Origin of the sequence: Limnohabitans sp. JirII-31 (assembly GCF_002778315.1) — a bacterium.
GTDB lineage: Bacteria > Pseudomonadota > Gammaproteobacteria > Burkholderiales > Burkholderiaceae_C > Limnohabitans.
Genome location: NZ_NESA01000016.1, coordinates 29,393 through 52,877 on the forward strand (window position 1 = coordinate 29,393; position 23,485 = coordinate 52,877).

27 protein-coding genes are annotated in these 23,485 nt (G+C 59.2%); 13 read left to right on the plus strand and 14 right to left on the minus strand.

The genetic code is table 11. The annotated features are described in order from the left end of the window. Positions 1-83: 83 nt before the first annotated feature. The gene (locus B9Z41_RS15565) at positions 84-572 is read left to right on the plus strand and encodes an Lrp/AsnC family transcriptional regulator (RefSeq protein ID WP_100148001.1); all 489 of its coding nucleotides are present in this window, start codon (positions 84-86) and stop codon (positions 570-572) included. On the opposite strand, the gene B9Z41_RS15570 is transcribed toward B9Z41_RS15565, so the two are convergent. Genes B9Z41_RS15570 through glmU form a run of 3 tightly spaced genes read right to left on the minus strand, consistent with a single transcriptional unit; the run spans position 569 to position 2,663 of the window. Further along, positions 569-985, minus strand: coding sequence for a putative toxin-antitoxin system toxin component, PIN family (locus B9Z41_RS15570; RefSeq protein WP_100148002.1), 417 nt, complete (start codon positions 983-985; stop codon positions 569-571). The two genes, B9Z41_RS15565 and B9Z41_RS15570, sit on opposite strands and share 4 nt — an antisense overlap. Next, on the minus strand, positions 972-1,223 hold the full coding sequence (locus tag B9Z41_RS15575; RefSeq protein WP_100148003.1) for a type II toxin-antitoxin system Phd/YefM family antitoxin: 252 nt from the start codon (positions 1,221-1,223) through the stop codon (positions 972-974). Before B9Z41_RS15575 ends, B9Z41_RS15570 begins: the two co-directional genes overlap by 14 nt. A gap of 45 nt (positions 1,224-1,268) precedes the next feature. Continuing rightward, on the minus strand, positions 1,269-2,663 hold the full coding sequence (gene glmU, locus B9Z41_RS15580) for a bifunctional UDP-N-acetylglucosamine diphosphorylase/glucosamine-1-phosphate N-acetyltransferase GlmU (protein ID WP_100148036.1): 1,395 nt from the start codon (positions 2,661-2,663) through the stop codon (positions 1,269-1,271). Here glmU and B9Z41_RS15585 point away from each other — a divergent pair. Next, positions 2,662-3,543, plus strand: a complete 882-nt coding sequence (locus B9Z41_RS15585) for a DUF6279 family lipoprotein (protein WP_143474218.1) — start codon at positions 2,662-2,664, stop codon at positions 3,541-3,543. The genes glmU and B9Z41_RS15585 overlap by 2 nt on opposite strands. 1 nt (position 3,544) lies before the next feature. On the opposite strand, the gene B9Z41_RS15590 is transcribed toward B9Z41_RS15585, so the two are convergent. From B9Z41_RS15590 to B9Z41_RS15600, 3 genes are all read right to left on the minus strand, one after another. Next, positions 3,545-4,537 (minus strand): MBL fold metallo-hydrolase, encoded by a 993-nt coding sequence (locus tag B9Z41_RS15590; RefSeq protein WP_100148005.1) that lies wholly within the window; start codon positions 4,535-4,537, stop codon positions 3,545-3,547. A 78-nt stretch (positions 4,538-4,615) separates the two neighbouring features. Further along, positions 4,616-5,212 (minus strand): TetR/AcrR family transcriptional regulator, encoded by a 597-nt coding sequence (locus B9Z41_RS15595; RefSeq protein WP_100148006.1) that lies wholly within the window; start codon positions 5,210-5,212, stop codon positions 4,616-4,618. A gap of 22 nt (positions 5,213-5,234) precedes the next feature. Continuing rightward, on the minus strand, positions 5,235-5,531 hold the full coding sequence (locus B9Z41_RS15600; protein ID WP_158236203.1) for a DUF2917 domain-containing protein: 297 nt from the start codon (positions 5,529-5,531) through the stop codon (positions 5,235-5,237). Positions 5,532-5,690: 159 nt separating this feature from the next. Between B9Z41_RS15600 and B9Z41_RS15605 the strand changes: the two genes are divergently transcribed. Beyond that, a complete protein-coding gene (locus tag B9Z41_RS15605; protein ID WP_100148008.1) occupies positions 5,691-6,659 on the plus strand; it encodes a LysR substrate-binding domain-containing protein in 969 nt (322 codons plus the stop codon). Between the two features lie 7 nt (positions 6,660-6,666). Here B9Z41_RS15605 and B9Z41_RS15610 read toward each other — a convergent pair whose 3' ends face one another. Next, positions 6,667-7,242, minus strand: coding sequence for a 5-formyltetrahydrofolate cyclo-ligase (locus B9Z41_RS15610; RefSeq protein ID WP_100148009.1), 576 nt, complete (start codon positions 7,240-7,242; stop codon positions 6,667-6,669). A 13-nt stretch (positions 7,243-7,255) separates the two neighbouring features. Here B9Z41_RS15610 and B9Z41_RS15615 point away from each other — a divergent pair, with 13 nt between their 5' ends. The 3 genes from B9Z41_RS15615 (at position 7,256) to groL (ending at position 11,419) form a co-directional block, all read left to right on the plus strand. Continuing rightward, a complete protein-coding gene (locus B9Z41_RS15615; RefSeq protein WP_100148010.1) occupies positions 7,256-9,301 on the plus strand; it encodes a lytic transglycosylase domain-containing protein in 2,046 nt (681 codons plus the stop codon). A gap of 161 nt (positions 9,302-9,462) precedes the next feature. Continuing rightward, entirely contained in the window at positions 9,463-9,750 is a 288-nt protein-coding gene (groES, locus tag B9Z41_RS15620) for a co-chaperone GroES (RefSeq protein ID WP_100148011.1), read from the plus strand. A gap of 22 nt (positions 9,751-9,772) precedes the next feature. Beyond that, positions 9,773-11,419, plus strand: a complete 1,647-nt coding sequence (gene groL / locus B9Z41_RS15625; protein WP_100148012.1) for a chaperonin GroEL — start codon at positions 9,773-9,775, stop codon at positions 11,417-11,419. A 192-nt stretch (positions 11,420-11,611) separates the two neighbouring features. Here the strand turns inward: groL and tal are convergent, their stop codons facing one another. Next, entirely contained in the window at positions 11,612-12,559 is a 948-nt protein-coding gene (tal, locus tag B9Z41_RS15630) for a transaldolase (protein WP_100148013.1), read from the minus strand. Positions 12,560-12,632: 73 nt separating this feature from the next. Between tal and B9Z41_RS15635 the strand changes: the two genes are divergently transcribed. The 3 genes from B9Z41_RS15635 to B9Z41_RS15645 are packed head-to-tail and all read left to right on the plus strand — an operon-like array spanning position 12,633 to position 15,505. After that, entirely contained in the window at positions 12,633-13,535 is a 903-nt protein-coding gene (locus B9Z41_RS15635) for a complex I NDUFA9 subunit family protein (RefSeq protein ID WP_100148037.1), read from the plus strand. Positions 13,536-13,548: 13 nt separating this feature from the next. Continuing rightward, on the plus strand, positions 13,549-14,244 hold the full coding sequence (locus tag B9Z41_RS15640; RefSeq protein WP_100148014.1) for a glutathione S-transferase family protein: 696 nt from the start codon (positions 13,549-13,551) through the stop codon (positions 14,242-14,244). A gap of 37 nt (positions 14,245-14,281) precedes the next feature. Beyond that, the gene (locus tag B9Z41_RS15645; RefSeq protein WP_100148015.1) at positions 14,282-15,505 is read left to right on the plus strand and encodes a multifunctional CCA addition/repair protein; all 1,224 of its coding nucleotides are present in this window, start codon (positions 14,282-14,284) and stop codon (positions 15,503-15,505) included. Between the two features lie 444 nt (positions 15,506-15,949). Here B9Z41_RS15645 and B9Z41_RS15650 read toward each other — a convergent pair whose 3' ends face one another. Together B9Z41_RS15650 and B9Z41_RS15655 are read right to left on the minus strand one after the other, a co-directional pair. After that, positions 15,950-16,144 (minus strand): DUF2905 domain-containing protein, encoded by a 195-nt coding sequence (locus tag B9Z41_RS15650; RefSeq protein ID WP_100148016.1) that lies wholly within the window; start codon positions 16,142-16,144, stop codon positions 15,950-15,952. A 9-nt stretch (positions 16,145-16,153) separates the two neighbouring features. Next, positions 16,154-17,290 carry a class I SAM-dependent methyltransferase gene (locus B9Z41_RS15655; RefSeq protein ID WP_100148017.1) on the minus strand — a complete coding sequence of 379 codons (1,137 nt, stop codon included), beginning with the start codon at positions 17,288-17,290 and terminating at the stop codon, positions 16,154-16,156. Between the two features lie 45 nt (positions 17,291-17,335). On the opposite strand from B9Z41_RS15655, the gene B9Z41_RS15660 reads away from it, so the two are divergent. Genes B9Z41_RS15660 through ttcA form a run of 4 tightly spaced genes read left to right on the plus strand, consistent with a single transcriptional unit; the run spans position 17,336 to position 19,920 of the window. Continuing rightward, complete coding sequence (locus tag B9Z41_RS15660; protein WP_100148018.1) at positions 17,336-18,208, plus strand: SDR family oxidoreductase; 873 nt, start codon at positions 17,336-17,338, stop codon at positions 18,206-18,208. After that, positions 18,205-18,594, plus strand: coding sequence for a dihydroneopterin aldolase (locus B9Z41_RS15665; RefSeq protein ID WP_100148019.1), 390 nt, complete (start codon positions 18,205-18,207; stop codon positions 18,592-18,594). Before B9Z41_RS15660 ends, B9Z41_RS15665 begins: the two co-directional genes overlap by 4 nt. A gap of 2 nt (positions 18,595-18,596) precedes the next feature. Then, complete coding sequence (locus B9Z41_RS15670; protein ID WP_100148020.1) at positions 18,597-18,971, plus strand: dihydroneopterin aldolase; 375 nt, start codon at positions 18,597-18,599, stop codon at positions 18,969-18,971. A gap of 43 nt (positions 18,972-19,014) precedes the next feature. Beyond that, positions 19,015-19,920 (plus strand): tRNA 2-thiocytidine(32) synthetase TtcA, encoded by a 906-nt coding sequence (gene ttcA / locus B9Z41_RS15675; RefSeq protein ID WP_100148021.1) that lies wholly within the window; start codon positions 19,015-19,017, stop codon positions 19,918-19,920. Between the two features lie 62 nt (positions 19,921-19,982). Here the strand turns inward: ttcA and B9Z41_RS15680 are convergent, their stop codons facing one another. The 4 genes from B9Z41_RS15680 to B9Z41_RS15695 all read right to left on the minus strand — a co-directional run bounded on the left by B9Z41_RS15680 (position 19,983) and on the right by B9Z41_RS15695 (position 23,386). Then, positions 19,983-20,846, minus strand: a complete 864-nt coding sequence (locus B9Z41_RS15680; protein ID WP_100148022.1) for a fumarylacetoacetate hydrolase family protein — start codon at positions 20,844-20,846, stop codon at positions 19,983-19,985. 123 nt (positions 20,847-20,969) lie between these two features. Then, a complete protein-coding gene (gene slmA, locus B9Z41_RS15685; protein ID WP_100148023.1) occupies positions 20,970-21,611 on the minus strand; it encodes a nucleoid occlusion factor SlmA in 642 nt (213 codons plus the stop codon). A gap of 15 nt (positions 21,612-21,626) precedes the next feature. Further along, a complete protein-coding gene (gene argB / locus B9Z41_RS15690; RefSeq protein WP_100148024.1) occupies positions 21,627-22,499 on the minus strand; it encodes an acetylglutamate kinase in 873 nt (290 codons plus the stop codon). 17 nt (positions 22,500-22,516) lie between these two features. After that, entirely contained in the window at positions 22,517-23,386 is an 870-nt protein-coding gene (locus tag B9Z41_RS15695) for a hypothetical protein (protein WP_100148025.1), read from the minus strand. Positions 23,387-23,485: the final 99 nt, after the last annotated feature.

Genomic DNA, 23,485 nt, shown 5'->3' on the forward strand with positions numbered 1-23,485 from the left:
TTTCTCTACTATTTTTTGATTTATATGGATTTAAATTTCATGAATCATTGATATTGAAATTAAATTTCTTTATCATCTAATTTATGGAAGAAATAGATGCCATTGATTTGCAGATTTTGGACTTGCTCCAACACGACGCCAGCCTGAGCAATGTAGCTTTGGCCGAGCGCGTGAAGGTGTCGCCACCCACGTGCTTGCGCCGCGTCAAGCGTTTGCAGCAAGAGGGCTGGATAGAGCGCCAAGTGGCCGTGCTCAACGCCGACCGCTTGAGCGCCGCACAAGGACCCGCCTTGAGTGCGCTGGTGGAAGTGACGCTGGACCGGCAGGGGAGCGAACACATGGATGCGTTCGAACAACGCGCAGTGGCCGAAGACGCGGTGCAACAGTGTTGGCGTGTGTCACCGGGGCCCGACTTCATGTTGGTACTGCAAACCGCCGACATGCCGAGCTACCTGGCGCTGACGCAGCGCCTCTTTACGCAAGACGCCAATGTGCGCAACGTGAAAGCGTTTTTCAGCGTGAAGCGGGCCAAGTTCAGCAGCACGTGGCCGCTGCGAATTCAAAGAACTTAAGCGCCTAAAAATACCAAGGCTTGCTGAGGCGAGAGAACTTGCAAGCCAGGAATCGCCACCATGTCCAGCAAGTCTTTGTCACCACTGATCAAGGCAGCGGCGCTGGCCTGGAGGGCGGTCTCAACCATTTTGTCGTCATCACGGTCGCGGCAATACAAGCCCGGTACACCGATCTCGACCCAGTGCGCACAAGCATTGAAGTCATGGAGCAAGCGCTCACGCGACTCCAAGGAAATGAAGCGGTCGAACTTGGGGCGGTAAAGACGTGTCCGCAGCTCATCGAACGTGGCTTGCGAAAAAACCAAACGGTGCTTCGCCAAAGCCAATTGGACCAGCTTGGCAGGTGCGCCTTGTGTGGACAAGGCCGCACTGATCAACACATTGGTGTCGATGACCAGCTTAAGACTCGTCACGCAGCAAATCTTCGAGCAGCTCGGGGGTCATGCCCGCTTTTTCGGCTTGCATGGCGGTGTCTTGCAGGGTGTGCTGCAAGCGATTGGCGTAAAACTCGCGCATCGCTTCGTAGTCTTGGGCCGAGACCATCACCCCGACCACCCGATCACGGCGCATGACACGCACGGGCTCGCGCTGGGCCAAGTCAATGAATTGACCGAATTGGGTTTTTGCTTCGTTGGCGGAAAAAGTTTGCATACGCCAAATTTAGCACGAATCGAACGATTCGTTCAAGCCATGAGGCTACTTTGGGGTTTTAACAGGCCGCTTGTAATTGGCCATGCTCACCTGCTTGCCCCGCGCCACGCTCAAAGCACCGGGCTCGGTGCTCTTGGTGATGGTGGAGCCAGCGCCCACCGTGCCGCCCGCGCCAATGGTGACGGGCGCGACCAACACGCAGTTGCTGCCCACATGCACATCGGCTTCGATGACGGTGCGGTGTTTGTTGGCACCGTCGTAGTTGGCGGTGATGCTGCCCGCGCCAAAGTTGACGCGCTCGCCCACCGTGGCGTCGCCCAAATAGGCCAAGTGGTTGGCCTTGGCGCCACGGGCCAGGGTGGAGTTTTTGACCTCCACAAAGTTGCCAATGTGCACCTCTGCGGCCAGTTGTGCACCGGGGCGCAAGCGGGCAAAGGGGCCAATCAGGGCGCCCTCCCCCACGGCCACGCCGAGTTGTTCGCCATCAATATGGGTGAAGGGGTGAATCACCGCACCCGCTTCGATGACGCAGTTGGCGATGACGCAGTTCGCACCGATCTTCACGCCTTGGCCCAAAAACACTTGACCTTGAAAGATGCAGTTCACATCAATCTCCACATCTTGCGCGCAATGCAAGCTGCCGCGCACATCAAAGCGTGCGGGGTCGATGATGCGCACACCCTCGGCCATCAAGGCCTGGGCTTGGCGCAGCTGAAACGCACGTTCCAACTCGGCCAGTTGCGTGGGGCTGTTGACACCGGCCACTTGGGCCGGGTCGGCAATTTGGTGACCCACCACCGACACACCATCGGCCACGGCAAACTTGACCACATCGGTCAGGTAGTACTCCTGTTGCGCGTTGTGGTTGTCCAAGCGCGCCAGCCAGGGTTTGAGCAACTTGGCGGGCACCGCCATGATGCCGCTGTAGACCTCGCGAATGGCGCGTTGTGCGTCGCTGGCGTCTTTGTGCTCCACGATGGCTTGCACTTGGCCGTCGGCATTGCGCACGATGCGACCGTAGCCCGTGGGGTCGTCAAACGCGATGGTCAACAAGGCCAAGTGTTGGCCTGCGCAGGCGTCGATCAAGGCTTGCAAGGTGTCGGCCTGGGTCAAGGGCACATCGCCCGAGAGCACCACCACCACCGCGTCGTCACCCAACAAAGGCACGGTTTGTTGCACCGCATGGCCCGTGCCGAGCTGGGGCATTTGGCGGGCGAACTGCAAGCCGTCTCCTGGATTGGCCTGCTGCAACGCGGCCTCTACCTGTTCTGCACCATGCCCCGTGATGACGATGGTGTGGCGTGCCTGCAAGCTGCGTGCGGTGTCGATCACATGTTGCACCAAAGCCTTGCCGGCCAAGCGGTGCAAAACCTTAGGCATACTGCTCTTCATGCGTGTGCCTTTGCCGGCCGCCATGATCACCACATCCAACACTGTCATGTCATTCATCCTTTTATTGCGAAGAATTATCCGCCAAGCCTTTCTTTGGCTAGGGGTGTTGGCATTCGCATGTCTGAGCGGGTGCAGCACGATCAAACTGGTCTATAACCAGAGCGATGACTTGCTTTACTGGTGGGTGGACGCCTATGTCGACTTGGAGGCCGAGCAAAAAGCCAGCACCCGAGAAGCGCTCAGCGAGCTACAGCGTTGGCACCGTCAACAGCAGCTGCCCGAGTACGTGGCGCTGCTGCAAAAAGCACGCAGCATGGCGCTGCAAGACGTCACGGCGGCCCAAGTGTGCGCAACGACCGAAGACATGAAGACCAGCTTCCTGACGCTGCTGCGCCACATCGAACCCGCTGCTGCACGACTTGGCACGCAACTCAACGCCCAGCAGCTCCAACACATGCGCAAGCGCTATGACAAGACCAACAAAGAGTGGCGCTCCGATTGGCTCGAAGGCAGCGCAGAGAAACGCTTGCGTTACCGCACCAAGCAGGCCTTGAACAGGTTGGAAGACTTTTATGGCCGACTCGATGACCCGCAACGCGAAGTGTTGAACCACTGGCTGAACGAATCCATCTTTGATGCAACCACCCAATATGCCGAACGCGAACGCCGCCAGGCCGACAGCTTGCAAACTTTGCAGCGCATGGCCGCAGCGCCAAGCACAGCACAAACACTGCTGCGCACCTGGATCGACAGGGCTTTCAATTCACCCAACGAGCAATACCGCAGCTACAGCCAAGCCTTATGGCAAGAAAACTGCACGGGCTTTGCCAAACTGCACAACAGCACCACCCAAGCGCAACGCCAACGCTTGGTCGAGACCTTGCGCGGCTACGAAACCGATTTGAAAACGCTGATCAGTCAAAAATAAATCAGGCCTGCAGCGCGGCCCACATGTCTTTATCGCGCTCAGCCGTCCAGATGCGTGGGTTCTTGATGCCTTGGGCTTCGTCGTAGGCACGGCTCACATCAAACGGCAAGCAGTGTTCGTAAATGAACACATGGCCAAAAATCGGATCCATACTTTGGCGCGTCAACGCCATGGAGGCTTTGAGATCCAAGCCCTGCTTGGCAGCTTCCTTGCCACAGCCAAACAAGGTTTCCACCCAGCGCTTGGTGTAGTCCAAGGCCTTGTTGACATTGGCGTGGCCAATCATGGCTTCACCGCGCCCAGGCACGATGGCCTCGGCATTCAACGCGCGCAAGGCTTCGAGCGTGGCAGGCCATTCTTCGAGTTGGGCGTCACCGGTGTAAACACCGGCTTCGTACTCCACCAAGTCGCCACTGAACAGCACCTTCTCAGCCTCGACCCAGGCAATGGTGTCGCCACGCGTGTGGCCTGCACCGGGGTGCCAGATGTCCACTTTCACGCCCCCTAAGTCGATGCACAAAGAGCCTTGGCGACCCGGCTGCCCATCGCCCACCACCATCGTGGGCCAGGTCAAACCGGGAATGCCTTCGACACCACGGAACAAACGTGGGAAGCGCTCGATCTCGCTTTGCATGTCTTGGGCGCCACGCTCGACGATGAGCTCATACGTGCCACGGCTGGCAATGATTTCGGTCGCACCTTCGGCTGCGTAGGCGCTGGCCCCCAGCACACGCACCGCGTGGTAGTGGGTCAACAACACGTACTTGATGGGCTTGTCACTGACGGTGCGGATTTTGGCAATCAGGTCGCGCGCCATGGCGGGCGTGGCGGTGGCGTCACTCACCAAGATGTATTTGTCGCCAATGATCACGCCCGAATTGGGGTCGCCTTCAGCGGTGTAGGCCCAGCAATGCGCACTGAGTTGCTGGAAGGTGATTTTTTTCTCATCCAGGTCAGCTTGACTGGCAAAGGCTTTGGTGGGAGCGGTGGACATAGAACTTGTCTCCTGGTTGTATTGGCATCGATTTTACCTAATCGAAATGCGTTACGAATTGGTAAACCCCTCAAGTCATCAAGAAAGTCCGCGCTCCAACATCGCAATCACCTCATCGGCAAACGCCGCATAGCTGATCGGCCCACCCGGGCGCAACCAGGTGAAGGTCCAATTGATCATGCCAAACAGCATCATGGTGACGGCGGTTTGGTTGACCGGATTCAAACGCTCGGGGTAAGCCCGTTTCAAAAAGCGCGTGAAGGCGGCCACCACGTCGCGCTGGCGTGCCACGATCAACGCACGTTGCTCTTCACCCAAGAATTTGGTGTCAGCCAACAAGGCCACATGACGGGTGGCTGAGTTTTCGTACTCCTGCAAAAAGCGACGCACCAATTCGTGCAAGGCCGCCCTGTCATCCAAGTTGCGGCGCTGGGCCACCGCTTCAGACTCACCAATCAATGCCAACAAGCGTTGGGTGTAGCGGTCGAGCAAGTCAAACAGAATCGCTTCTTTGCTCTCGTAATAGTGGTAAAGCCGCGCTTTGGACGTACCCCCCGCAGCGGCGATGGTGCTCATGCTGGTGGCGGGGTAGCTGCCGTCGGCAAAGCATTGCGCGGCAATGTCTAAGATTTCGTCGCGTTTGAGATCATGAGAGGCAGATTTAGGGCGGGCCATGCCCAATATTCTGCCAGCCACCTCAAGCCTGTTGGCTTGGGGCTTGCCAGCACAACCAGGCCTCATCGCCTGCAAAACGTGCCCATGCCTCCACCACCAAACGCTGCAAAGGGTGGACGACGACGCATTGGCCTGGCAACAAAATCCAATCGGCCTCTTTTGCACAAGCATGTGGGCCATCAAAGGTGCCCCAAACACGCCCACGCACGACCTGCAAACGTGCCACCTGCGTGGCATACACACTCAAGGCCTGACCACGCGGCACAGTCCAAGAGGCAGCGGCATCCAACAGCAAAGGCGAAGCATCTGAGAAACACATGGCAATCACTCCAGCGCCACAAGCGTGACAAAGCATGTGATGGTGTGTGGTTTGGTGTGCATCGTCCAATGAAAAAGTACGTCCCGTTTGATACCCACAACGCATCAATCGACGCCTTGTTTCCCGTTACGCTTGGGAGCCCACTGCAACAGGACCCCTATGTCGCCGCCTGCTCGCCCCTTGTTACGCACACGTCCATTGACGGTTGGCAACTTGCGCGCCTTTGAGACGGTGGCACGTCACCGCAACTACCGACTGGCCGCCCATGAATTGGCGCTCACGCAATCAGCGGTGAGTCGACAAATTCAAGCTTTTGAACAAGAGTTGGGCGTGCGACTGTTTGCCCGCCACACGCGCGCGGTTGAACTCACGGCCGATGGCGTGGAGTTGCTCGCCTCGGTGGGCAGCTTGTTAGAGCGGCTAGATTTGACGGTGCGCCAAATTCGGCACAAGGCGAGCCGACAAACCGTGTCGATCACCACCTTTGCGTCTTTCTCATCGATGTGGTTGATTCCTCGGCTGGAAATGTTCCAACGTGCGCACCCAGAAATCGACATCCGCGTCGAAGCGTCAGACCACGCCGTCGACCTTGAGGCCTCAGGCATCGACATCGCTTTGCGCTATGGGCCAGCATCACGCATGCCCGCACATGCGCAGCGCCTCTTTGGCGAACAACTCACGCCCATGGCCAGTGCTTGGTTGTTGAAAAACTCGCAGCCTGTGCGCACCGCCCAAGACCTGCAAGGCTTCAGCTTGATTGAGTCGATAGACGCCAACCACAGCCACCTCGACTGGTTGACTTGGCAGCGCTGGTTTGAAACCCATCAACTGGGCCACTTGCAACCCAAGCGGTGGTTGCATTTCAACTACTCCTACCAAATGGTTCAGGCCGCCATGAGCGGTCAAGGCGTGGTGCTGGCACGGCTGCCTTTGGTGGCAGAAAGTTTGGCCAATGGCGATTTGGTAGAAGTTTTACCGCAAGACCGCACAGAGTCTCCGATGGCCTATTGGCTGATCGTCAATCCGCGCAGCTTGAATCGGCCTGAAACCCAAAACTTCAGCCAATGGCTGACCGAGCAGGCACTTGCCACGCGTCGCACCATAGGTGAGAAAGACGCCATGGCGTGATGGCCACTCAGCCCATGGGCCAAACCACGCCGTTGTCGTTCAACAAAGCATCCAGCGGCATGTCGTGGGCTTCGGGCATCAAGTCAGGAATGAAGCCGTGGGTAAAACCCAAACCCGCAGTGAAAGGCTTGGGCTGCAAAGTGGCCAAGGTGCGGTCGTAAAAGCCACCGCCGTACCCTAAGCGAAAACCACCCGGCCCATAGCCCACGCAGGGCACAAACAACAAGGTGGGCACGATCACTTCGGTGTCTTTGGGCTTGGGAATACCGTGGGCATCTTCTTCCATCGGGCAACCGGGATACCAAGCGTGGAAGGTCAAGGTCTTGTGGGCTTTGTCGACCACGGGCAAGCCGATGCGGCGGCGTTGCGGTTGGTCGAGCAACTCGCCGTCTTCTTTCCAGCGGTGCAAGGCAGGCAGTGGATCGAACTCGCCTTTGATGGGCCAGTAAGCGCCGATGACCGCATCGGGACGGTCAAACAACCAGATGCGCATCACGCGTTGCAACATGTCGGCCCGTTCCAGCCTGTCGGGCAAATTCAAACGCTCTTCAATGAGCTGCTGGCGCAAAGTTTTTTTGTCCACAGATAATCAGTGCATGAAGTTGTCTGTCATTGTGTCATTGTTTGCTGGGGTCACTCTTGCGCTCCAGCTGTTTAGCTCCTCTGCTCAAGCTGCCACGGTGATCACCGATCCGAAAGCGGACGCGGTCATCACCGACATGGCCCAAGCCTTCAAGCGTGGCGACCGCAAGCGTTTGAGTGCCTTGCTGCCGCAAGCCAAAGGCCATCCACTCGAAGCCTGGGCCGCGTACTGGGAACTCAAAGCCCGCCTAGACGAAGCCAGCACGCAAGAAGTGCGCAGCTACCTGAGCCGCTATGCCGGCACCTACCAAGAAGACCGCTTGCGCAACGACTGGCTGCTGCTGCTGGGCAGTCGACGTGACTGGACCACACTGAGCGACGAACACCCGCATTACCGCATGCGCGACGACCGTGAACTGCGTTGCTACATCTTGACCGTTGAGCTGATTGAAAAAGGGCCACGGGCAACACCCGATTTGGCAGACGAGGTAAGACGCAACTGGATGGGCATGCGCGAGGCCGATGACGGCTGCACGCTGGCCGCGGACCGCTTGTATTTCAACAAACAATTCACCGCCCTGGACATATGGCGCAAAGCGCGCCTGATGATGGAGCACAACCGCCCGCGCACCGCGCGTAACGCGGTGTTCATCGTGGCCCCCGATGCGGCCAACGCGGTGACCGACTTGAACAACAACGCCCTCAAGTTTTTGACAAAGAACATTGCGGCCCCACAAAAAGTACGTCAAGAGTTGGTGGTCATGGCTTTGGTCAAGGTGGCGGCCACCGACCCCGACGAAGCTGCCAAGTTGATGAAGAACAAATGGCAGCCCTACCTCACCACCGAAGAACGCCACTGGGTGTGGGGGGTGATTGGCCGTCAATCGGCCATGCGTCTGGACGAAGACACGCTGGACCACTTCGCCCGCGTGGCCCACGACAAAGACCTCAATGACGACATGTTGGCGTGGAAAGCCCGCGCAGCACTGCGCGCAGGAAACAGCCCGAAATGGGCAACGGTGGAGTCGGCCATTCAGGCCATGAGCCCCGACGCACGACGCGACCCCACCTGGATTTATTGGCACGCCCGCGCCTTGCTGGCACGCAAGCGCGTGACGCCCCAAGTGCAACAAGAAGCCACCGCCGCGCTAGAGAGCATTGCTGGCGTACGCGGCTTCTACGAGCAACTGGCCCTGGAAGAGTTGGGCCGCAAAGTGACCGCCCCCGCACGCCCTGCACCCCCCACGCCAGAAGAAATGGAAACCGCCCGCAGCAACCCCTCGCTGCAACGCGCGCTCTACGCCATCGCCATGGGCTTGCGTTCGGAAGGCGTGCGTGAATGGAACTACGCCACCAACCTGGTCAATGCCCAAGGTCAAAGCGGCTTGATGAGCGACCGCGAATTGCTCGCAGCCGCTCAGCTGGCCTGCGACCACCAGGTGTGGGACCGCTGCATCAACACCAGCGACAAGACGCGCCAGGTGATGGACTTTGAGCAGCGCTTTCCCATGCCCTTCAAAGACAGCGTCATTGCACGCGCACGCGACATCAACCTCGACCCAGCGTATGTATACGGCTTGATTCGCCAGGAAAGCCGCTTTGTGATGGACGCACGCTCTGGCGTTGGGGCCTCTGGCTTGATGCAAGTCATGCCCGCCACCGCCAAGTGGACCGCACGCAAGATCGGCATGAACGGTTTCACGCCCGACCAAATCACCGACCGCGACACCAACATAGCCATCGGCACGGGTTATCTGAAATTGGTGCTCGACAGCTTTGAAGGCTCGATGCCCTTGGCCGCTGCGGCCTACAACGCAGGCCCAAGCCGCTCACGCCGCTGGCGTGCGCCCAACGAGGGGGCAGGTCCGGTCTTGGAAGGTGCCATCTGGGCCGAGAACGTGCCATTCAACGAGACCCGCGACTATGTGAAAAAGGTGCTCTCCAACACCACCAACTACGCGGCGTTAATCACCGGACAACCTCAGTCACTCAAGGCCCGTTTGGGACAAGTGGGCCCACGCAACGCCACCGCACCGGCAGAAAACCTCGATCTGCCCTGACGCGCGCGGGTTCAGGCTGAACAAAACACCCCACTGATTTGGCCCCTGCCCTTGAAATGTCACAGACATGCCCTAAAATTAGCACTCAATGGCGTCGAGTGCTAACAACTCGCACCCGGCTCCAGGTAATTTCAATCCTTTAGTTCCAATTTGGAGATGCAATGAAACTTCGTCCTCTCGGCGATCGCGTGATCGTTAAACGTATCGAAAGCGAAACAAAAACCGCTTCTGGCATCGTGATCCCTGATTCCGCTGCTGAAAAGCCCGATCAAGGCGAAATCCTGGCCGTTGGCCCAGGTAAGAAAAATGACAAAGGCGAGTTGCTCGCCATGAACGTCAAAGTTGGCGAGCGCGTGTTGTTCGGCAAGTACAGCGGCCAAACCGTCAAAGTCGACGGTGAAGAACTGTTGGTCATGAAAGAAGAAGACCTCTTCGCCGTGGTCGCCTAATTAAATATCTGGAGAATTCAAAATGGCAGCAAAAGACGTAATTTTCGGCGGCGAAGCCCGCGCACGCATGGTTGAAGGCGTGAACATTTTGGCCAACGCGGTCAAAGTGACCCTGGGCCCCAAGGGTCGCAACGTGGTGCTTGAGCGCTCTTTCGGCGCTCCCACCGTGACCAAGGACGGTGTGTCCGTGGCCAAAGAAATCGAACTCAAAGACAAGTTGCAAAACATGGGCGCCCAGATGGTCAAGGAAGTCGCTTCCAAGACCTCTGACAACGCTGGCGACGGCACCACCACTGCCACCGTGTTGGCACAAGCCATCGTGCGCGAAGGCATGAAGTACGTGGCCGCAGGCATGAACCCCATGGACCTCAAGCGCGGCATCGACAAAGCAGTGACTGCTTTGATCGAAGAACTGAAGAAAGCCACCAAGGCCACCACCACCAGCAAAGAAATCGCCCAAGTCGGTTCGATCTCTGCCAACAGCGACCACAGCATTGGTGAAATCATCGCCAACGCCATGGAAAAAGTGGGCAAAGAAGGCGTGATCACTGTGGAAGACGGCAAGTCGTTGAACAACGAACTCGACGTGGTGGAAGGCATGCAATTTGACCGCGGCTACCTGTCGCCCTACTTCATCAACAACCCCGAGAAGCAAGCTGCTCTGTTGGACAACCCCTTCGTGTTGTTGTTCGACAAGAAGATCAGCAACATCCGTGACCTGTTGCCCACCCTGGAAGCCGTTGCCAAAGCAGGCCGTCCTTTGTTGATCATTGCTGAAGAAGTCGAAGGCGAAGCCTTGGCAACTTTGGTGGTCAACACCATCCGTGGCATCTTGAAAGTGGTCGCCGTGAAAGCCCCTGGCTTTGGTGACCGTCGCAAAGCCATGTTGGAAGACATCGCTATCTTGACCGGCGGCAAAGTGATCGCTGAAGAAGTGGGCCTGACCCTCGAAAAAGTGACTTTGGCTGACCTCGGCCAAGCCAAGCGCATCGAAGTGGGCAAAGAAAACACCATCATCATCGACGGCGCAGGTGCTGCTGCTGACATCGAAGCCCGCGTCAAACAAGTGCGCGTGCAAATCGAAGAAGCCACCTCTGACTACGACCGCGAAAAACTGCAAGAGCGCGTGGCCAAGTTGGCTGGCGGTGTTGCCGTGATCAAAGTGGGCGCTGCCACCGAAGTCGAAATGAAAGAGAAAAAAGCCCGCGTGGAAGACGCCCTGCACGCCACCCGCGCTGCTGTGGAAGAAGGCATCGTGGCTGGTGGTGGCGTGGCTCTGCTGCGTGCCCGTCAAGCTGCTGGCACCATCAAAGGTGACAACGCTGACCAAGACGCCGGCATCAAGCTGGTGTTGAAAGCCATCGAAGCGCCTCTGCGCGAGATCGTGTACAACGCCGGTGGCGAGCCATCGGTGGTGGTCAACGCGGTGTTGGCTGGCAAAGGCAACTACGGCTTCAACGCTGCCAACGACACCTATGGCGACATGATCGAAATGGGTATCTTGGACCCCACCAAAGTGACCCGCACCGCGCTGCAAAACGCAGCCTCTGTGGCCTCTTTGATGTTGACCACCGAGTGCATGGTGTCAGAAGCTCCGAAAGAAGAAGCTGCTGGCGGCGGTATGCCTGATATGGGTGGGATGGGCGGCATGGGCGGCATGGGCATGTAAGCTCTCCTGGCCTGAGGCGCCATACCGGCGTTGCAGGGGCTTGTCGTGGCGATGCCACTGCCTACGCCCCCGCGCCTTGGTCTGGCACCTCATGCTGCGTTGTAGTGACTTTGGTTGCTATGACTCAACTCAAAAAAAGCCTCGCAATCTTTGCGAGGCTTTTTTTCGTCTCGGGAAGAAGGTCTGCGTAGATCAGCCTTGATGCATCAAGGCTTCGAGCTTGACGGCGTCGACACAAAACGCGCGAATGCCCTCGGCCAATTTCTCGGTGGCCATGGCGTCTTCGTTCAAGGCAAAGCGGAAAGACGCTTCGCTGTGATGCACTTCAGGCAAATCCATCTGTTGGGCCGCGTGGGGCTCTAGCGCACGCACCAAAGGCTCGACAGAGGCGCTCAATTGCGCCAGCAACTCAGGTGCGATGGTGAGCAAGTCACACCCCGCCAAGGCGGTGATTTGGCCCACGTTGCGAAAGCTCGCACCCATCACTTCGGTGGCAATGCCGTGACGCTTGTAGTGGTTGTAAATTTGGCGCACCGACTTGACACCGGGGTCGTTGGCACCCGCCTGAACCGCCTCGTCCCACCCACCAGCAGCTGACTTTTTGTACCAGTCGTAAATGCGCCCCACAAAAGGCGAAATCAACTGCACCTTGGCGTCGCCACAGGCCACGGCTTGGGCAAACGAAAACAGCAAGGTCAAGTTGGTGCGAATGCCTTCGCGCTCCAACTCGGCGGCCGCTTGAATGCCTTCCCAGGTGGACGCGATCTTGATCAACACCCGTTCGCGCTGGATGCCTGCCGCTTCGTACAAAGCCATGATGCGGCGTGCGCGTGCGGTGGTGGCTGCGGTGTCAAAGCTCAAGCGGGCATCGACCTCGGTGGAGACCCGACCCGGAATGATGGCCAAAATTTCGCAGCCAAAACGCACCAGCAAGCGGTCAATCTGCACATCCATGGGCTCTTTGCCGTGCGTAGCCACAGTGTCTTTCAAGAGCGGCAGGTACTCGGGCTTTTGCACCGCTTTCAAAATCAGGGAGGGGTTGGTGGTGGCATCTTGCGGCTGAAAAGCGCTCAGTTGCTTGAAGTCGCCCGTGTCGGCCACCACGGTGGTGAATTGTTTGAGTGCGTCGAGTTGGTTCATGCCCGCAATTATCCGACCCATCGCCAGAAACCTTGTATGCACCAACACCCAATGCACGGGCTACAGTGACGGCATGAACACACACTCTTCTCAGCAACGCGTTTTGGTCTTGGGCGGCTCCGGTTTTGTGGGGCGTCATGTCTGCGAAGCTCTGTCGCGTCTGGGCTGGCAAATCACTGTGCCCACGCGCCGTCTGCCTGCGCGCAGCGTGCAAATGTTGCCGGGCGTGTCGGTGGTGCAGGCCAATATTCACGAGCCGCGTGAACTCAATGCGCTGGTACGTGGCCATGATGCGGTGGTCAATTTGGTGGCCATCTTGCATGGCAACGAAGCAGCGTTTGAACACGTGCATGTGACCCTGCCCGCGCTGATTGCCAAGGCCTGCCAGGCCGCCCATGTGAAACGCCTGGTGCACATCAGTGCCTTGGGCGCCGATGTGCAAGGCCCCTCGATGTACCAACGCAGCAAAGGTCAGGGGGAATTGGTCTTGATGGCAGCGGCTGACAAAACAGGCTTGGGCCTGACGGTGCTGCGCCCCAGCGTGATCTTTGGCGAAGATGACCAGTTCATCAACCTGTTTGCGCGCTTGCAAAAAGTCTTCCCCCTCATGCCATTGGCAGGCAGCCAGGCGCGCTTTCAACCCGTGTGGGTGCAAGACGTGGCCCGTGCCGTGGTGCATTGCCTGCAAGACGCACGCACCATCGGCCAAGGCTTTGAGGTCTGCGGCCCCGAAGTGTTCACGTTGGCCGAACTGGTGCAGTTTGCGGGCCGCTGGGTGGGCCATCCCCGCCCGGTGCTGCCCTTGCCCTATGCAGCAGGCTGGGCGCAGGCCTTGCTGATGGAGTTGGCCCCCGGCCCCACCCTGATGAGCCGCGACAACCTGGCCTCCATGCAAGTCGACAACGTGGCCAGCGGTCGCCTGGATGGTTTAGAAGCTTTGGGCATCACACCTCGCACCTTGGCTAGCGTGTTTTAAACAAGGAGGCGTCATGGCACTCACCTTGGTCGTTGGCAACAAAAACTACTCCTCGTGGTCGATGCGACCTTGGGTGTTGATGACGCAGGCAGGCATTGCCTTCACCGAACAGCGTGTGCGCTTTGACAGTTTTGAACCTGACTCTGCGTTCAAACACGCCCTACAACCCATCAGCCCCGTGGGCAAAGTGCCCGTGCTGGTAGACGACCAGCTCCAGCCAAGCCAAGCCATCTGGGACACGCTGGCCATCTGCGAATACCTGGCCGAGACTTATCCCCACCTACACCTGTGGCCCCAAGACCGAGCAGCACGCGCCCATGCGCGCAGCCTGTGTGCCGAGATGCACGCCGGCTTTGGCCACTTGCGTTCGCTGTGCCCCATGAACATTGAGGCCCATCTGCCCGAAGTCGGCGTACGGCTGCTGCGCGAGCACCCTGCGCTCAGCCAAGACCTGCAACGCATCACAGACATGTGGCAAGGCTTGCTGCAAAGCCATGGAGGCCCTCTGCTGTTTGGCACCTTCAGCATCGCCGACGCCTACTTTGCGCCGGTCTGCATGCGCATCCGTACCTACGCACTGCCTGTGCCTGCCGATGTGCAGGCCTACATCGCACGCGTGGTGGCATTGCCTGGTGTGGCAGCGTGGATGCAGCAAGCCCTGGCCGAGCACGACTTTCGGGCCTTTGAAGAGCCCTACCGGCACGCCTGAAGCGCAGCCCCGCCAGCGCGCGTTTTACACTCGCGCCATGAAAACTTACTTGGTTGGCGGTGCCGTGCGTGACGCTCTGATGGGGCACCCTGGGGCCGACCGCGACTGGGTGGTGGTGGGCGGCACACCCGAGGCCCTGGTGGCCCAAGGTTTCGAGCCTGTTGGGCGCGACTTTCCCGTCTTCTTGCACCCCACCACGCGCGAAGAACATGCCTTGGCTCGCACCGAACGCAAAACCGCACGCGGCTACCGTGGCTTTGCGGTGCATGCCGCACCCGAGGTGACGCTGCAAGAAGACCTGGCCCGACGCGACCTCACCATCAACGCCATCGCCCAAGACCCCGACACGAACGAACTGATCGACCCCTATGGCGGCCAACGCGATGTGCAAGCCAAGGTGCTGCGCCATGTGACCGATGCCTTTCGCGAAGACCCAGTGCGCATCTTGCGCGTGGCGCGCTTTGCCGCGCGTTTTCCCGACTTTGCGGTGGCCCCCGAAACCCTGCAACTCATGCGTGAGATGGTGGACGAGGGCGAGGTAGACGCCCTGGTGAGCGAGCGTGTGTGGCAAGAACTCGCCCGTGGCCTCATGTCTGCACGCCCCTCGCGCATGTTGCAAGTGCTGCGCCAGTGCGGGGCTTTGAAGCGCCTCTTGCCCGAGGTAGACCGTCTTTACGGCGTGCCCCAACGCGCCGAGCACCACCCCGAGGTCGACACCGGCATTCATCTGGAAATGGTGCTCGACCAAAGCGCCTTGGCCCAAGCGCCGCTTGAAGTGCGCTTTGCCTGCTTGTGCCACGACTTGGGCAAAGGCACCACGCCAGCGGACGTGTTGCCACGCCACATCGGCCACGAGCAACGCAGCGCCAAACTGCTGCTGGCCGTGTGCGAACGCTGGCGTGTTCCGGTGGAGTGCAAAGCCCTGGCCGATGTGGTGGCGCGTGAGCACGGCAACATCCACCAAAGCCAAAGTTTGGGTGCCCAAGCGGTGTTGCGTTTGCTGCTGCGCTGCGATGCAGTGCGCCGGCCCGAGCGGTTTGCGTTGGCCTTGCAAGCGTGTGAGTGCGATGCCCGTGGGCGCTTAGGGCGCGAGCAGGACGACTACCCGCAGCGTGCGCGTTTGACGCGCTTGCTGCAAGCGGCTTTGTCGGTGGACAGTGCATCGGTCAGTGCACGAGCTTTGCAAGAAGGTCTGACCGGGCCAGCAGTGGGTGCGCGTTTGGATACTGCGCGCTTGGCGGCTATTTCGTTGGCGCTTTAGTTCTTCTCGTTCTTGCTCTTGCTCTCTTGCGATTGAAGTGAGACGCAACGAAGCGGCAAGGGCGGCAACCGCTCTGCTCCTACGCCGCTACGCGGCTCGATGTCGCTGCCGCGGTCACCACCCTTGCCACTTCGTTGCCGGGTACGCCCGCCGTTTTCAACACACGACATCAAGCCTCGCGTCAAACGGTGAGGGCTGTGCCTGCGTCAGCGACATTGAGCCGCGCCAGCGGCGTAGGAGCAGAGCAGGTGCAGCCCTCGACGTTTGACACAACAGGGAAGTCCGAATCATCACAGGCCAGCAGCAATAACATACCGCGTCAAACGCCGAGGGTTGTGCCTGCGGCAGCGACATCGAGCCGCGCCAGCGGCGTAGGAGCAGAGCAGGTGCAGCCCTCGACGTTTGACACAACAGGGAAGCCCGCATCAAACGCCGAAGGGCAGTTCAAATGACCTTGGCAATCAACGCACAGACGATGCTGAGAATGATCGTCGACGTGAGCGGAATAAAAATCTCGCGCCCAAAGAGGCGAAAACGAATGTCCCCCGGCAAGCGTCCAAACCCGAGTTTTTGCAACCACGGCGTCACACTGTTGATCAACAACAGCGCCAAAAACACCACCAAGAGCCAGCGAAACATGGCGTGTCCTTAAAGCGTGTGACTGCGGTCGCCCTGGGCAAAACCCATAGGCTCCCAAGGCTCGCCGGTGCCAAAGGCGATCACCTTGAACAGCTCGCCCATCTCGTGCTCGGTGATCAGCTTTTGCGCCATCGCCTTCTCAGGCAGGGGCGCATCCACCAGCGGAGGCAACAAACCGCTGTTGATCAAAAAATGTGCTTGGCTGGTGTAACCCAGCACATTCAAGCCCGCGTCTTGGCCGGCCAAGGCCACACCGGTGAAGTTCACATGGGCGGTGATGTCTTTGGCCCCCACATCGTGCAGCGGGTCAGGGTCGGCCTTGTGCAGTTGGTGGCACATCAAGGTGCCCATGTGACGTTGGGGGTGAAAGTACTCGTGCTCGGGAAACCCGTAGTCGATCAAAAAGGCGGCGCCGCCTTTGCCGCCCGCTGCCACGCTGGCGTTCATGCGGTCGGCCAGGGTGCGCACAAAGGCTTCGGCTTGGGTGTGAATTTCAGTCAGGTAATCGTGCGCACCCTCCAACTCAACGGGTGGGCGCAGCTCGGTCACACGGTCTTGCCATTGCAGCGGCTGGGCCGCGTCGCCTGTCCACACCACGCCGCGCTCATGCCACACACCTTGCGTGCGCACCAACAGCTGCACCGGCATGGCGTCGAGCACCTCGTTGCCCACCACCACGCCGCTCAGTTGCTCAGGCAAGGCGTCCACCCACTGCACCTTGGCTGCATGCGCGTGCAGGCAGGCTTGCTGGCGTGCGCGCAGGCTGCCCGACAAATCCACGATGGTGTAGCGCTGAATGGTGTCGCCCAGGGTGTCGAGCAGTTGCAGTGCCAAGGCGCCGGAACCCGCACCAAACTCCCACACCTCGTCGGTACCTGTCACCGCCAGCGCCTCGCGCACCGAGTGGGCCAGGGTGCGACCAAACCAGGGGGACATTTCGGGGGCGGTCACAAAGTCGCTGCCGCTCTCAGGCGTGGTGCCGAACTTGCGCAAGTCGTTGGCGTAGTAGCCCAAGCCCGGCGCGTACAGCGCGAGCGCCATGAAACGGTCAAAGCCTAGCCAGCCACCGGCCTTGGCAATGGCACGCTGAATCAGGGCATAGAGGGCGCGTTGCGCGGGGTCTTGAGATAATTTGTGAGAATCCATGGTTCTACCGAATCTTGGCGCGCATCCTACCGCCTCACCACACACATGACTTCTTGGGCACTCATCACCGGCGGCAGCGTTCGCCTGGGCCGTGAAACCGGCTTGGCCTTCGCACGCGCGGGCTGGAACGTGGCGTGCCACTACAACCGCTCTGCCGACGCGGCGCAAGCCCTGTGTGTCGAGCTGCGCGCTTTGGGCGTGCAAGCCCTGGCCGTGGCTGGCGAGTTGGAAGACGAAGTCAGTTGCCAGCATATTTTTGACACCACGGTGGCCACCACCGGCACCCACCTGCGCTGCATCGTCAACAACGCCTCTTTGTTCGTGCCCGACGAGGGCAGCGACTTTGACGAGACCCAAGCCCTGGCGCAGCTCAAAGTCAATCTCATGGCGCCGATGCGTTTTGGCAAGTGGCTGGCCGCTTTGCATGGCCATGGCGCAGCGCCTCAGCCCCAGGTGTCAGCCAACACCATGGCGACCAACACCACCGAGTCCATGCCGGTCACTGCGCAGAGTGCGCACCTTGCCTCACGCTTGGCCGCTCCGAGCGTGGTGCACGTGCTCGACCAAAAGGTGTTCAACCTCAACCCCGATTATTTTTCGTACACCCTGTCCAAGCTCGCACTCGAACGCGCGGTCAGTTTGCAAGCGCAGTCGCTGGCACCCACCTTGCGCGTCAACGCGGTGGCACCTGGATTGATGTACTTGAGCGGCCCCCAATCGCAAGACAACTTTGACCGCGCAGCCAAAGCCAACCTGCTGCGCCAACCCATCGCCCCAGCCGACGTCGCCAACACGGTGGTGTTTCTGGCCAACAACCCCAGCATCACCGGCACCACCGTGCGGGTGGACAACGGCCAACACTTGGTGCCGCTCTCGCGCGACATCATGTTTGTGGTCGAGGAACTTTTCAAACCATGATCGATACCCTTTTGCTCCATTGCCGCCGCTTGTTTTTACGCGGCCTCACCGTACAAGCCCAGATTGGCGTGCACGACTTTGAACAGCATGCGCCGCAACGCATCGTGATCGACGTGGACTTGTACGTGTCTTTCGAAGGCACCAGCCCCAAGGACGACCGCATCGACGAAGTGGTGGACTACGACTTTGTGCGCGCCGTGGTGCATGGCCGCATTGCCAAAGGCCACATTGGTCTGCAAGAAACTTTGTGCGACAACATCTTGACCCACTTGCTCGAACACACGGGCGTGTTAGCTGCGCGCGTGTCCACCCGCAAACCCGATGTCTACCCCGATTGCGAAGCCGTCGGCGTGGAAGCCTTTCGTGCCAAACCCGGAGTGCTGTGACCATGGCACTGTCCAAAGGCACCCAAATTCTCACGCTCAATGGCTTGCGCTTTGATGCCAACCTAGGCATCTTGGAACACGAAAAAACCGATCCACAACCCATCCAGGTGGACGCCGAACTCAACTTAGGCACCCAACCCCTGCTACCGCATGACGACGACATTGGCCACGTGCTCGACTACCGCAAGGTGCGCCAGATCATCATCACCGAGTGCACCGCAGAGCACGTCAATTTGCTGGAGAGCTTGATTGGCAAACTGGCCCATCGCCTGATGCAACTGCCCGGCGTGCTGGGCGTTCGGGTGAAAATTGCCAAGCTGGAAATTTTTGACGACTGCGAAGTGGCGATTCGCATGGAAACAGGACAATGGAACTAAGGGCGCAACACGCTTGCCGCCCTGCACTCAACGCACGCACACCATGACCACCACCGCCAAAGACCCTCAGCAAATCAAAATCGAACACGAGACCCACAAGTTGGAAAAACGCCTGTGCCGTCAGGTGGGTCAAGCCATCGTCGACTACAACATGATCGAAGAGGGCGACAAGGTCATGGTCTGCATGTCGGGCGGCAAAGACAGCTACGGCATGCTCGACATCTTGCTCAAGATGCAAGCGCGCGCGCCCATCCGCTTTGAGTTGATCGCCGTCAACCTGGACCAAAAGCAACCCGGCTTCCCGGCCGACATCTTGCCCAAATACCTGACCGAAGTCGGCGTGCCGTTTCGCATTGAAACGCAAGACACCTACTCGATCGTGAAAGACAAAATTCCCGAAGGCAAGACCATGTGCAGCCTGTGCAGCCGTTTGCGCCGGGGCATTTTGTACCGCGTGGCAGGCGAGTTGGGCTGTAACAAAATTGCGCTGGGCCACCACCGCGACGACATTTTGCAAACCTTCTTTTTGAACATGTTCTTTGGCGGCAAGCTCAAAAGCATGCCCCCCAAACTGGTGAGCGACGGCGGCGACCACATGGTGATTCGCCCCATGGCCTATGTGAGCGAGAAAGACCTGGTGCGCTGGGCAGCACACCGCGAGTTCCCCATCATCCCGTGCACGCTGTGCGGCAGCCAAGACGGCTTGCAACGCCAAGTGGTGGGAGAGATGCTGCGCGAGTGGGAAAAGAAGTTTCCGGGTCGCATTGAAAACATGTTTGCCGCGCTACAAAACGTGGTGCCCTCGCACCTGCTGGACCACTCGAAGTTTGACTTCAAAAACCTGGTGACCACCGGCGTGGCGTCGGATGACGGCGACAAGGCCTTTGACCACGAAGAGTTTGCGGTGCCTAGCTTGCCGGGTTTGCAAGTGGTGCGCTTGAGCGACTGAGCAGAGCGCCAGCGCCCAAAGAAAAAGCCGCTCAATGAGCGGCTTTTTTGCGCAACAAAAAATTACAGCTTGAACGCCACCACTTTTTGCGTTTGCTCGCCCAGGCCTTCGATGCCTAAGGTCATCACGTCACCGCGCTTCAAGAAGATAGGTTGTGGCTTGCCATCTTTCTTCTTGCCCAGGCCCACGCCTGCGGGCGTACCGGTAGCAATCACGTCGCCGGGGTACAGGGTCATGAACTGGCTCACATAGCTCACCAGCTTGGCGGCACCGAAGACCATGGTCTTGGTGTTGCCCGACTGCATGCGCTCGCCGTTGAGGTCCAACCAAATGTCCAATTTCTGGGGATTGGGCACATCGTCGCGTGTGACCAACCAGGGGCCGATGGGGCCGAAGGTGTCGCAACACTTGCCCTTGTCCCAAGTGCCGCCGCGCTCGAGTTGGAACTCGCGCTCGCTGACGTCGTTGATCAAGGTGTAACCCGCCACGTGGTCGAGTGCGCTTTTTTGCGACACATAACGGGCCTTGGTGCCAATCACGATGCCGAGTTCCACTTCCCAGTCGGACTTGACCGAGCCCTTGGGCAACATCACATCGTCGTTGGGGCCTTGGATACAGCTGGTGGGTTTCATGAACACCACGGGTTCTTTGGGCAATGCCATGCCGGCTTCGGCGGCGTGGTCAGCGTAGTTCAAGCCAATGGCCACAAACTTGCCCACACCTGCGACGGGGCAACCCAGACGAGGCTTGCCTTTGACCAAAGGCAGCGACGCGGTTTTGAGGCGGCGCAGCTTGGCCAAGGTGGCGTCACCGAGGTATTGGGGCAGCAAGTCGGGGATGACAGCGCTCAGGTCACGCAGCTTGCCATCGGCGTCAATCAAACCGGGTTTTTCTTTGCCGGGGTTGCCATAACGAACCAATTTCATGGGTTGCCTTTCAGGTTAAACAGTCATTCGAAGCGCTCATGCGTTGCATGAGGTGCGGGCGGATTATGGCGCCTTGGGCGAGCGCCTCACTTCGCGTGGGCGACAAAGGCCGAGCACAGGCCGTCAAACCAACAGCGTGAGGGCAGCGTCCAAATGTTCCAGCGGTGAACGTTTGAAGCCCGAGCGCGCGAAGCGCTGCAAGTTGCCCAGGGCCAGCGCCACCAAGGCGGCGGCGCGCACTTGGGCGTCCACCGTGGGGGTGGGCGACTGACGCGCTTGGGCTGCAGCACGCAGCACTTGACGCAGGGCCGACTCAATGCGGTCAAACAACTGGTTCATACGCTGATGCAAGCGCTCATGTTCAAACACCAAAGCATCGCCCACCATGACGCGGGCCATACCCGGGTTCTTTTCGCCAAACTGCAACAACACGGTGACCATGCGTGCTGCCTTGTCGGCCCCGTCACCCTCGCGTTCTGCGATTTGGTTGATCAAGGTGAACAGGCTGCTTTCGATGAAATCAATCAGCCCTTCAAACATCTGCGCTTTGCTGGCAAAGTGGCGATACAGCGCCGCCTCGCTCACCTCTAATTTGGCCGCCAAAGAAGCGGTGGTGATGCGCTCGGCACCCGGCTGCTCCAGCATGCTCGCGAGGGTTTGCAAAATTTGCGCACGCCGCTCACCGGGCTTCATGCGCTTGCGGCTGACGCCCTCGGCAGAGGCATGGGTCGCATCAGAGTCGGGGACAGAAGCGGCGTCAGACATGGGCGGCCTTGATAGTTAGTGCGACCTAATCATGGTGCCGAAGGCCTGATCGGTCAAGATCTCCAGCAACATGGCGTGTGGCACTCGGCCATCGATGATGTGCACCGCGTTGACCCCGCTCTTGGCAGCATCCAGGGCGCCACTGATCTTGGGCAACATGCCGCCGCTGATGGTGCCGTCGGCACACAGCTCGTCAATGCGACGTGGTGTCAACTCGGGCAGCAACTGGCCTTGTTTGTCGAGCACGCCGGGAATGTTGGTGAGCATCAACAGCTTTTCAGCTTGCAGCACAGTGGCCAGCTTGGCGGCCACCACGTCGGCGTTGATGTTGTAGCTCTCGTTGCTTTCTCCAAAACCAATCGGACTGATCACGGGGATGAAAGCGTCGTCCTGCAAAGCTTTGACCACGCTGGGGTCGATGCTGACGATGTCGCCCACCTGGCCCACGTCGTAGGCTTTGCTGGGGTCTTGGCTGTCGTGCAGCACCAGTTTGCGGGCGCGAATCATGGCGCCGTCACGCCCGGTCAAGCCCACCGCCTTGCCGCCGGCTTGGTTGATCAGGCCCACGATGTCTTGCTGCACTTCGCCACCCAGCACCCACTCCACCACTTCCATGGTTTCAGCATCGGTCACGCGCATGCCCTGCACAAACTCGCCCTTTTTGCCCAAACGCTTGAGAGCCGTTTCAATTTGCGGCCCCCCGCCGTGTACCACCACGGGGTTCATGCCCACCAGCTTGAGCAACACCACGTCTTCGGCGAACGCCTGTTGCAGCAAGGGGTCGGTCATGGCGTTGCCGCCGTATTTGATGACCAAGGTCTTGCCGTGGAATTTGCGGATGTAGGGCAACGCCTGGGCCAGGATGTCGGCCGGGTTCAAAGTGCTCATGTCAAAAGCTCCGAAGGTCAGTCCATGTGATCGTCTTGGGGGGCAGCATTCGCGGCAGGCGTTTGTGGGCCCAACACCAAATCGCGCACCATTTCACGCAGCAGTTTTTTCTCTTGGAAACTCAGCGCACGTTCCAGCACGCGACGCACACCCAGCAACAGTTGACGGTCCACCTCTTGTGGAATGCCACGGGTGTTGTGCAGTTCTTCGCGCAGCTCTTCGCGCAGGTCTTCGGGCTCGTCGGCCCACCAGGCTTGAATGACGGTGTTGAGTTGCTCGCGCAGTTGCTCGGGGTCCATCGCCGGGGCAGCGTGCACCGCAGCGTTGCCGTGACGAGGCTGTGCGCCATCGCGCAGGTTTTGCGCACCCAAGACCACACGGTGGTCGGCTTGCGACAGCAAGCGTGCCCAACCCGGGTCATCACGCTGCAATTGGTTCATGTTGCGCGAGGCTTCATCGGCCAGCAAATGCACGGCCACGCCATGCAGCTGAGCTTCGTCGATCAAGCTGAGGAGGCGCTCGTCATCGCTGCCTACCAAAATGTGCTCGCAAGCTTGACGCTCAGCCAAGCGCTTGAGGTCAGCCCCCAACGCACGCAAGATGGACACACCACCGTCTTGGCTGTGCGGCAGCACAGCACGGCTGATTTGGGCGTCCACCACTTGGTCTTCAGCGCTGTCGCTGTACCAATAAATGCGGCGCAAGTTCAGGTCCAGGCCATTGTTCACCAACGCATGGCCCAACAAAGTGAGCAGGTGTTGACGGGTGTTGTCTTGAGCGGCTTCGGTTTGCCCCTGCAACCAGGCCAGAAAACGGGCGTCGATCAAGGCAATGCAAGATTCGGCGCTGTTGTGCGCGCCACCGTGGGAAGAGTGTTGACGTTTCATGAAATGACTAAAGGAAGAAAAAAGTAAAAAGGTAAAGCCAGCTTGTGGATGCACTAACTCTGCGCGTCTACAAGCTAGCCCTATTCTAGGACGCCCGAC

What these genes read in the sequence shown, in the direction of transcription:
- B9Z41_RS15670 (WP_100148020.1), top strand. Translation starts at nt 18,597, where the DNA reads ATGGCACTGTCCAAAGGCACCCAAATTCTCACGCTCAATGGCTTGCGC.
- B9Z41_RS15605 (WP_100148008.1), top strand. Translation starts at nt 5,691, where the DNA reads ATGTCGCCGCCTGCTCGCCCCTTGTTACGCACACGTCCATTGACGGTT.
- B9Z41_RS15680 (WP_100148022.1), bottom strand. Translation starts at nt 20,846, where the DNA reads ATGAAATTGGTTCGTTATGGCAACCCCGGCAAAGAAAAACCCGGTTTG.
- B9Z41_RS15565 (WP_100148001.1), top strand. Translation starts at nt 84, where the DNA reads ATGGAAGAAATAGATGCCATTGATTTGCAGATTTTGGACTTGCTCCAA.
- ttcA (WP_100148021.1), top strand. Translation starts at nt 19,015, where the DNA reads ATGACCACCACCGCCAAAGACCCTCAGCAAATCAAAATCGAACACGAG.
- B9Z41_RS15655 (WP_100148017.1), bottom strand. Translation starts at nt 17,290, where the DNA reads ATGGATTCTCACAAATTATCTCAAGACCCCGCGCAACGCGCCCTCTAT.
- B9Z41_RS15600 (WP_158236203.1), bottom strand. Translation starts at nt 5,531, where the DNA reads ATGTGTTTCTCAGATGCTTCGCCTTTGCTGTTGGATGCCGCTGCCTCT.
- B9Z41_RS15595 (WP_100148006.1), bottom strand. Translation starts at nt 5,212, where the DNA reads ATGGCCCGCCCTAAATCTGCCTCTCATGATCTCAAACGCGACGAAATC.
- B9Z41_RS15575 (WP_100148003.1), bottom strand. Translation starts at nt 1,223, where the DNA reads ATGCAAACTTTTTCCGCCAACGAAGCAAAAACCCAATTCGGTCAATTC.
- B9Z41_RS15590 (WP_100148005.1), bottom strand. Translation starts at nt 4,537, where the DNA reads ATGTCCACCGCTCCCACCAAAGCCTTTGCCAGTCAAGCTGACCTGGAT.
- tal (WP_100148013.1), bottom strand. Translation starts at nt 12,559, where the DNA reads ATGAACCAACTCGACGCACTCAAACAATTCACCACCGTGGTGGCCGAC.
- B9Z41_RS15635 (WP_100148037.1), top strand. Translation starts at nt 12,633, where the DNA reads ATGAACACACACTCTTCTCAGCAACGCGTTTTGGTCTTGGGCGGCTCC.
- B9Z41_RS15615 (WP_100148010.1), top strand. Translation starts at nt 7,256, where the DNA reads ATGAAGTTGTCTGTCATTGTGTCATTGTTTGCTGGGGTCACTCTTGCG.
- slmA (WP_100148023.1), bottom strand. Translation starts at nt 21,611, where the DNA reads ATGTCTGACGCCGCTTCTGTCCCCGACTCTGATGCGACCCATGCCTCT.
- B9Z41_RS15650 (WP_100148016.1), bottom strand. Translation starts at nt 16,144, where the DNA reads ATGTTTCGCTGGCTCTTGGTGGTGTTTTTGGCGCTGTTGTTGATCAAC.
- B9Z41_RS15660 (WP_100148018.1), top strand. Translation starts at nt 17,336, where the DNA reads ATGACTTCTTGGGCACTCATCACCGGCGGCAGCGTTCGCCTGGGCCGT.
- B9Z41_RS15585 (WP_143474218.1), top strand. Translation starts at nt 2,662, where the DNA reads ATGTCATTCATCCTTTTATTGCGAAGAATTATCCGCCAAGCCTTTCTT.
- B9Z41_RS15640 (WP_100148014.1), top strand. Translation starts at nt 13,549, where the DNA reads ATGGCACTCACCTTGGTCGTTGGCAACAAAAACTACTCCTCGTGGTCG.
- groL (WP_100148012.1), top strand. Translation starts at nt 9,773, where the DNA reads ATGGCAGCAAAAGACGTAATTTTCGGCGGCGAAGCCCGCGCACGCATG.
- glmU (WP_100148036.1), bottom strand. Translation starts at nt 2,663, where the DNA reads ATGACAGTGTTGGATGTGGTGATCATGGCGGCCGGCAAAGGCACACGC.
- B9Z41_RS15665 (WP_100148019.1), top strand. Translation starts at nt 18,205, where the DNA reads ATGATCGATACCCTTTTGCTCCATTGCCGCCGCTTGTTTTTACGCGGC.
- groES (WP_100148011.1), top strand. Translation starts at nt 9,463, where the DNA reads ATGAAACTTCGTCCTCTCGGCGATCGCGTGATCGTTAAACGTATCGAA.
- argB (WP_100148024.1), bottom strand. Translation starts at nt 22,499, where the DNA reads ATGAGCACTTTGAACCCGGCCGACATCCTGGCCCAGGCGTTGCCCTAC.
- B9Z41_RS15695 (WP_100148025.1), bottom strand. Translation starts at nt 23,386, where the DNA reads ATGAAACGTCAACACTCTTCCCACGGTGGCGCGCACAACAGCGCCGAA.
- B9Z41_RS15645 (WP_100148015.1), top strand. Translation starts at nt 14,282, where the DNA reads ATGAAAACTTACTTGGTTGGCGGTGCCGTGCGTGACGCTCTGATGGGG.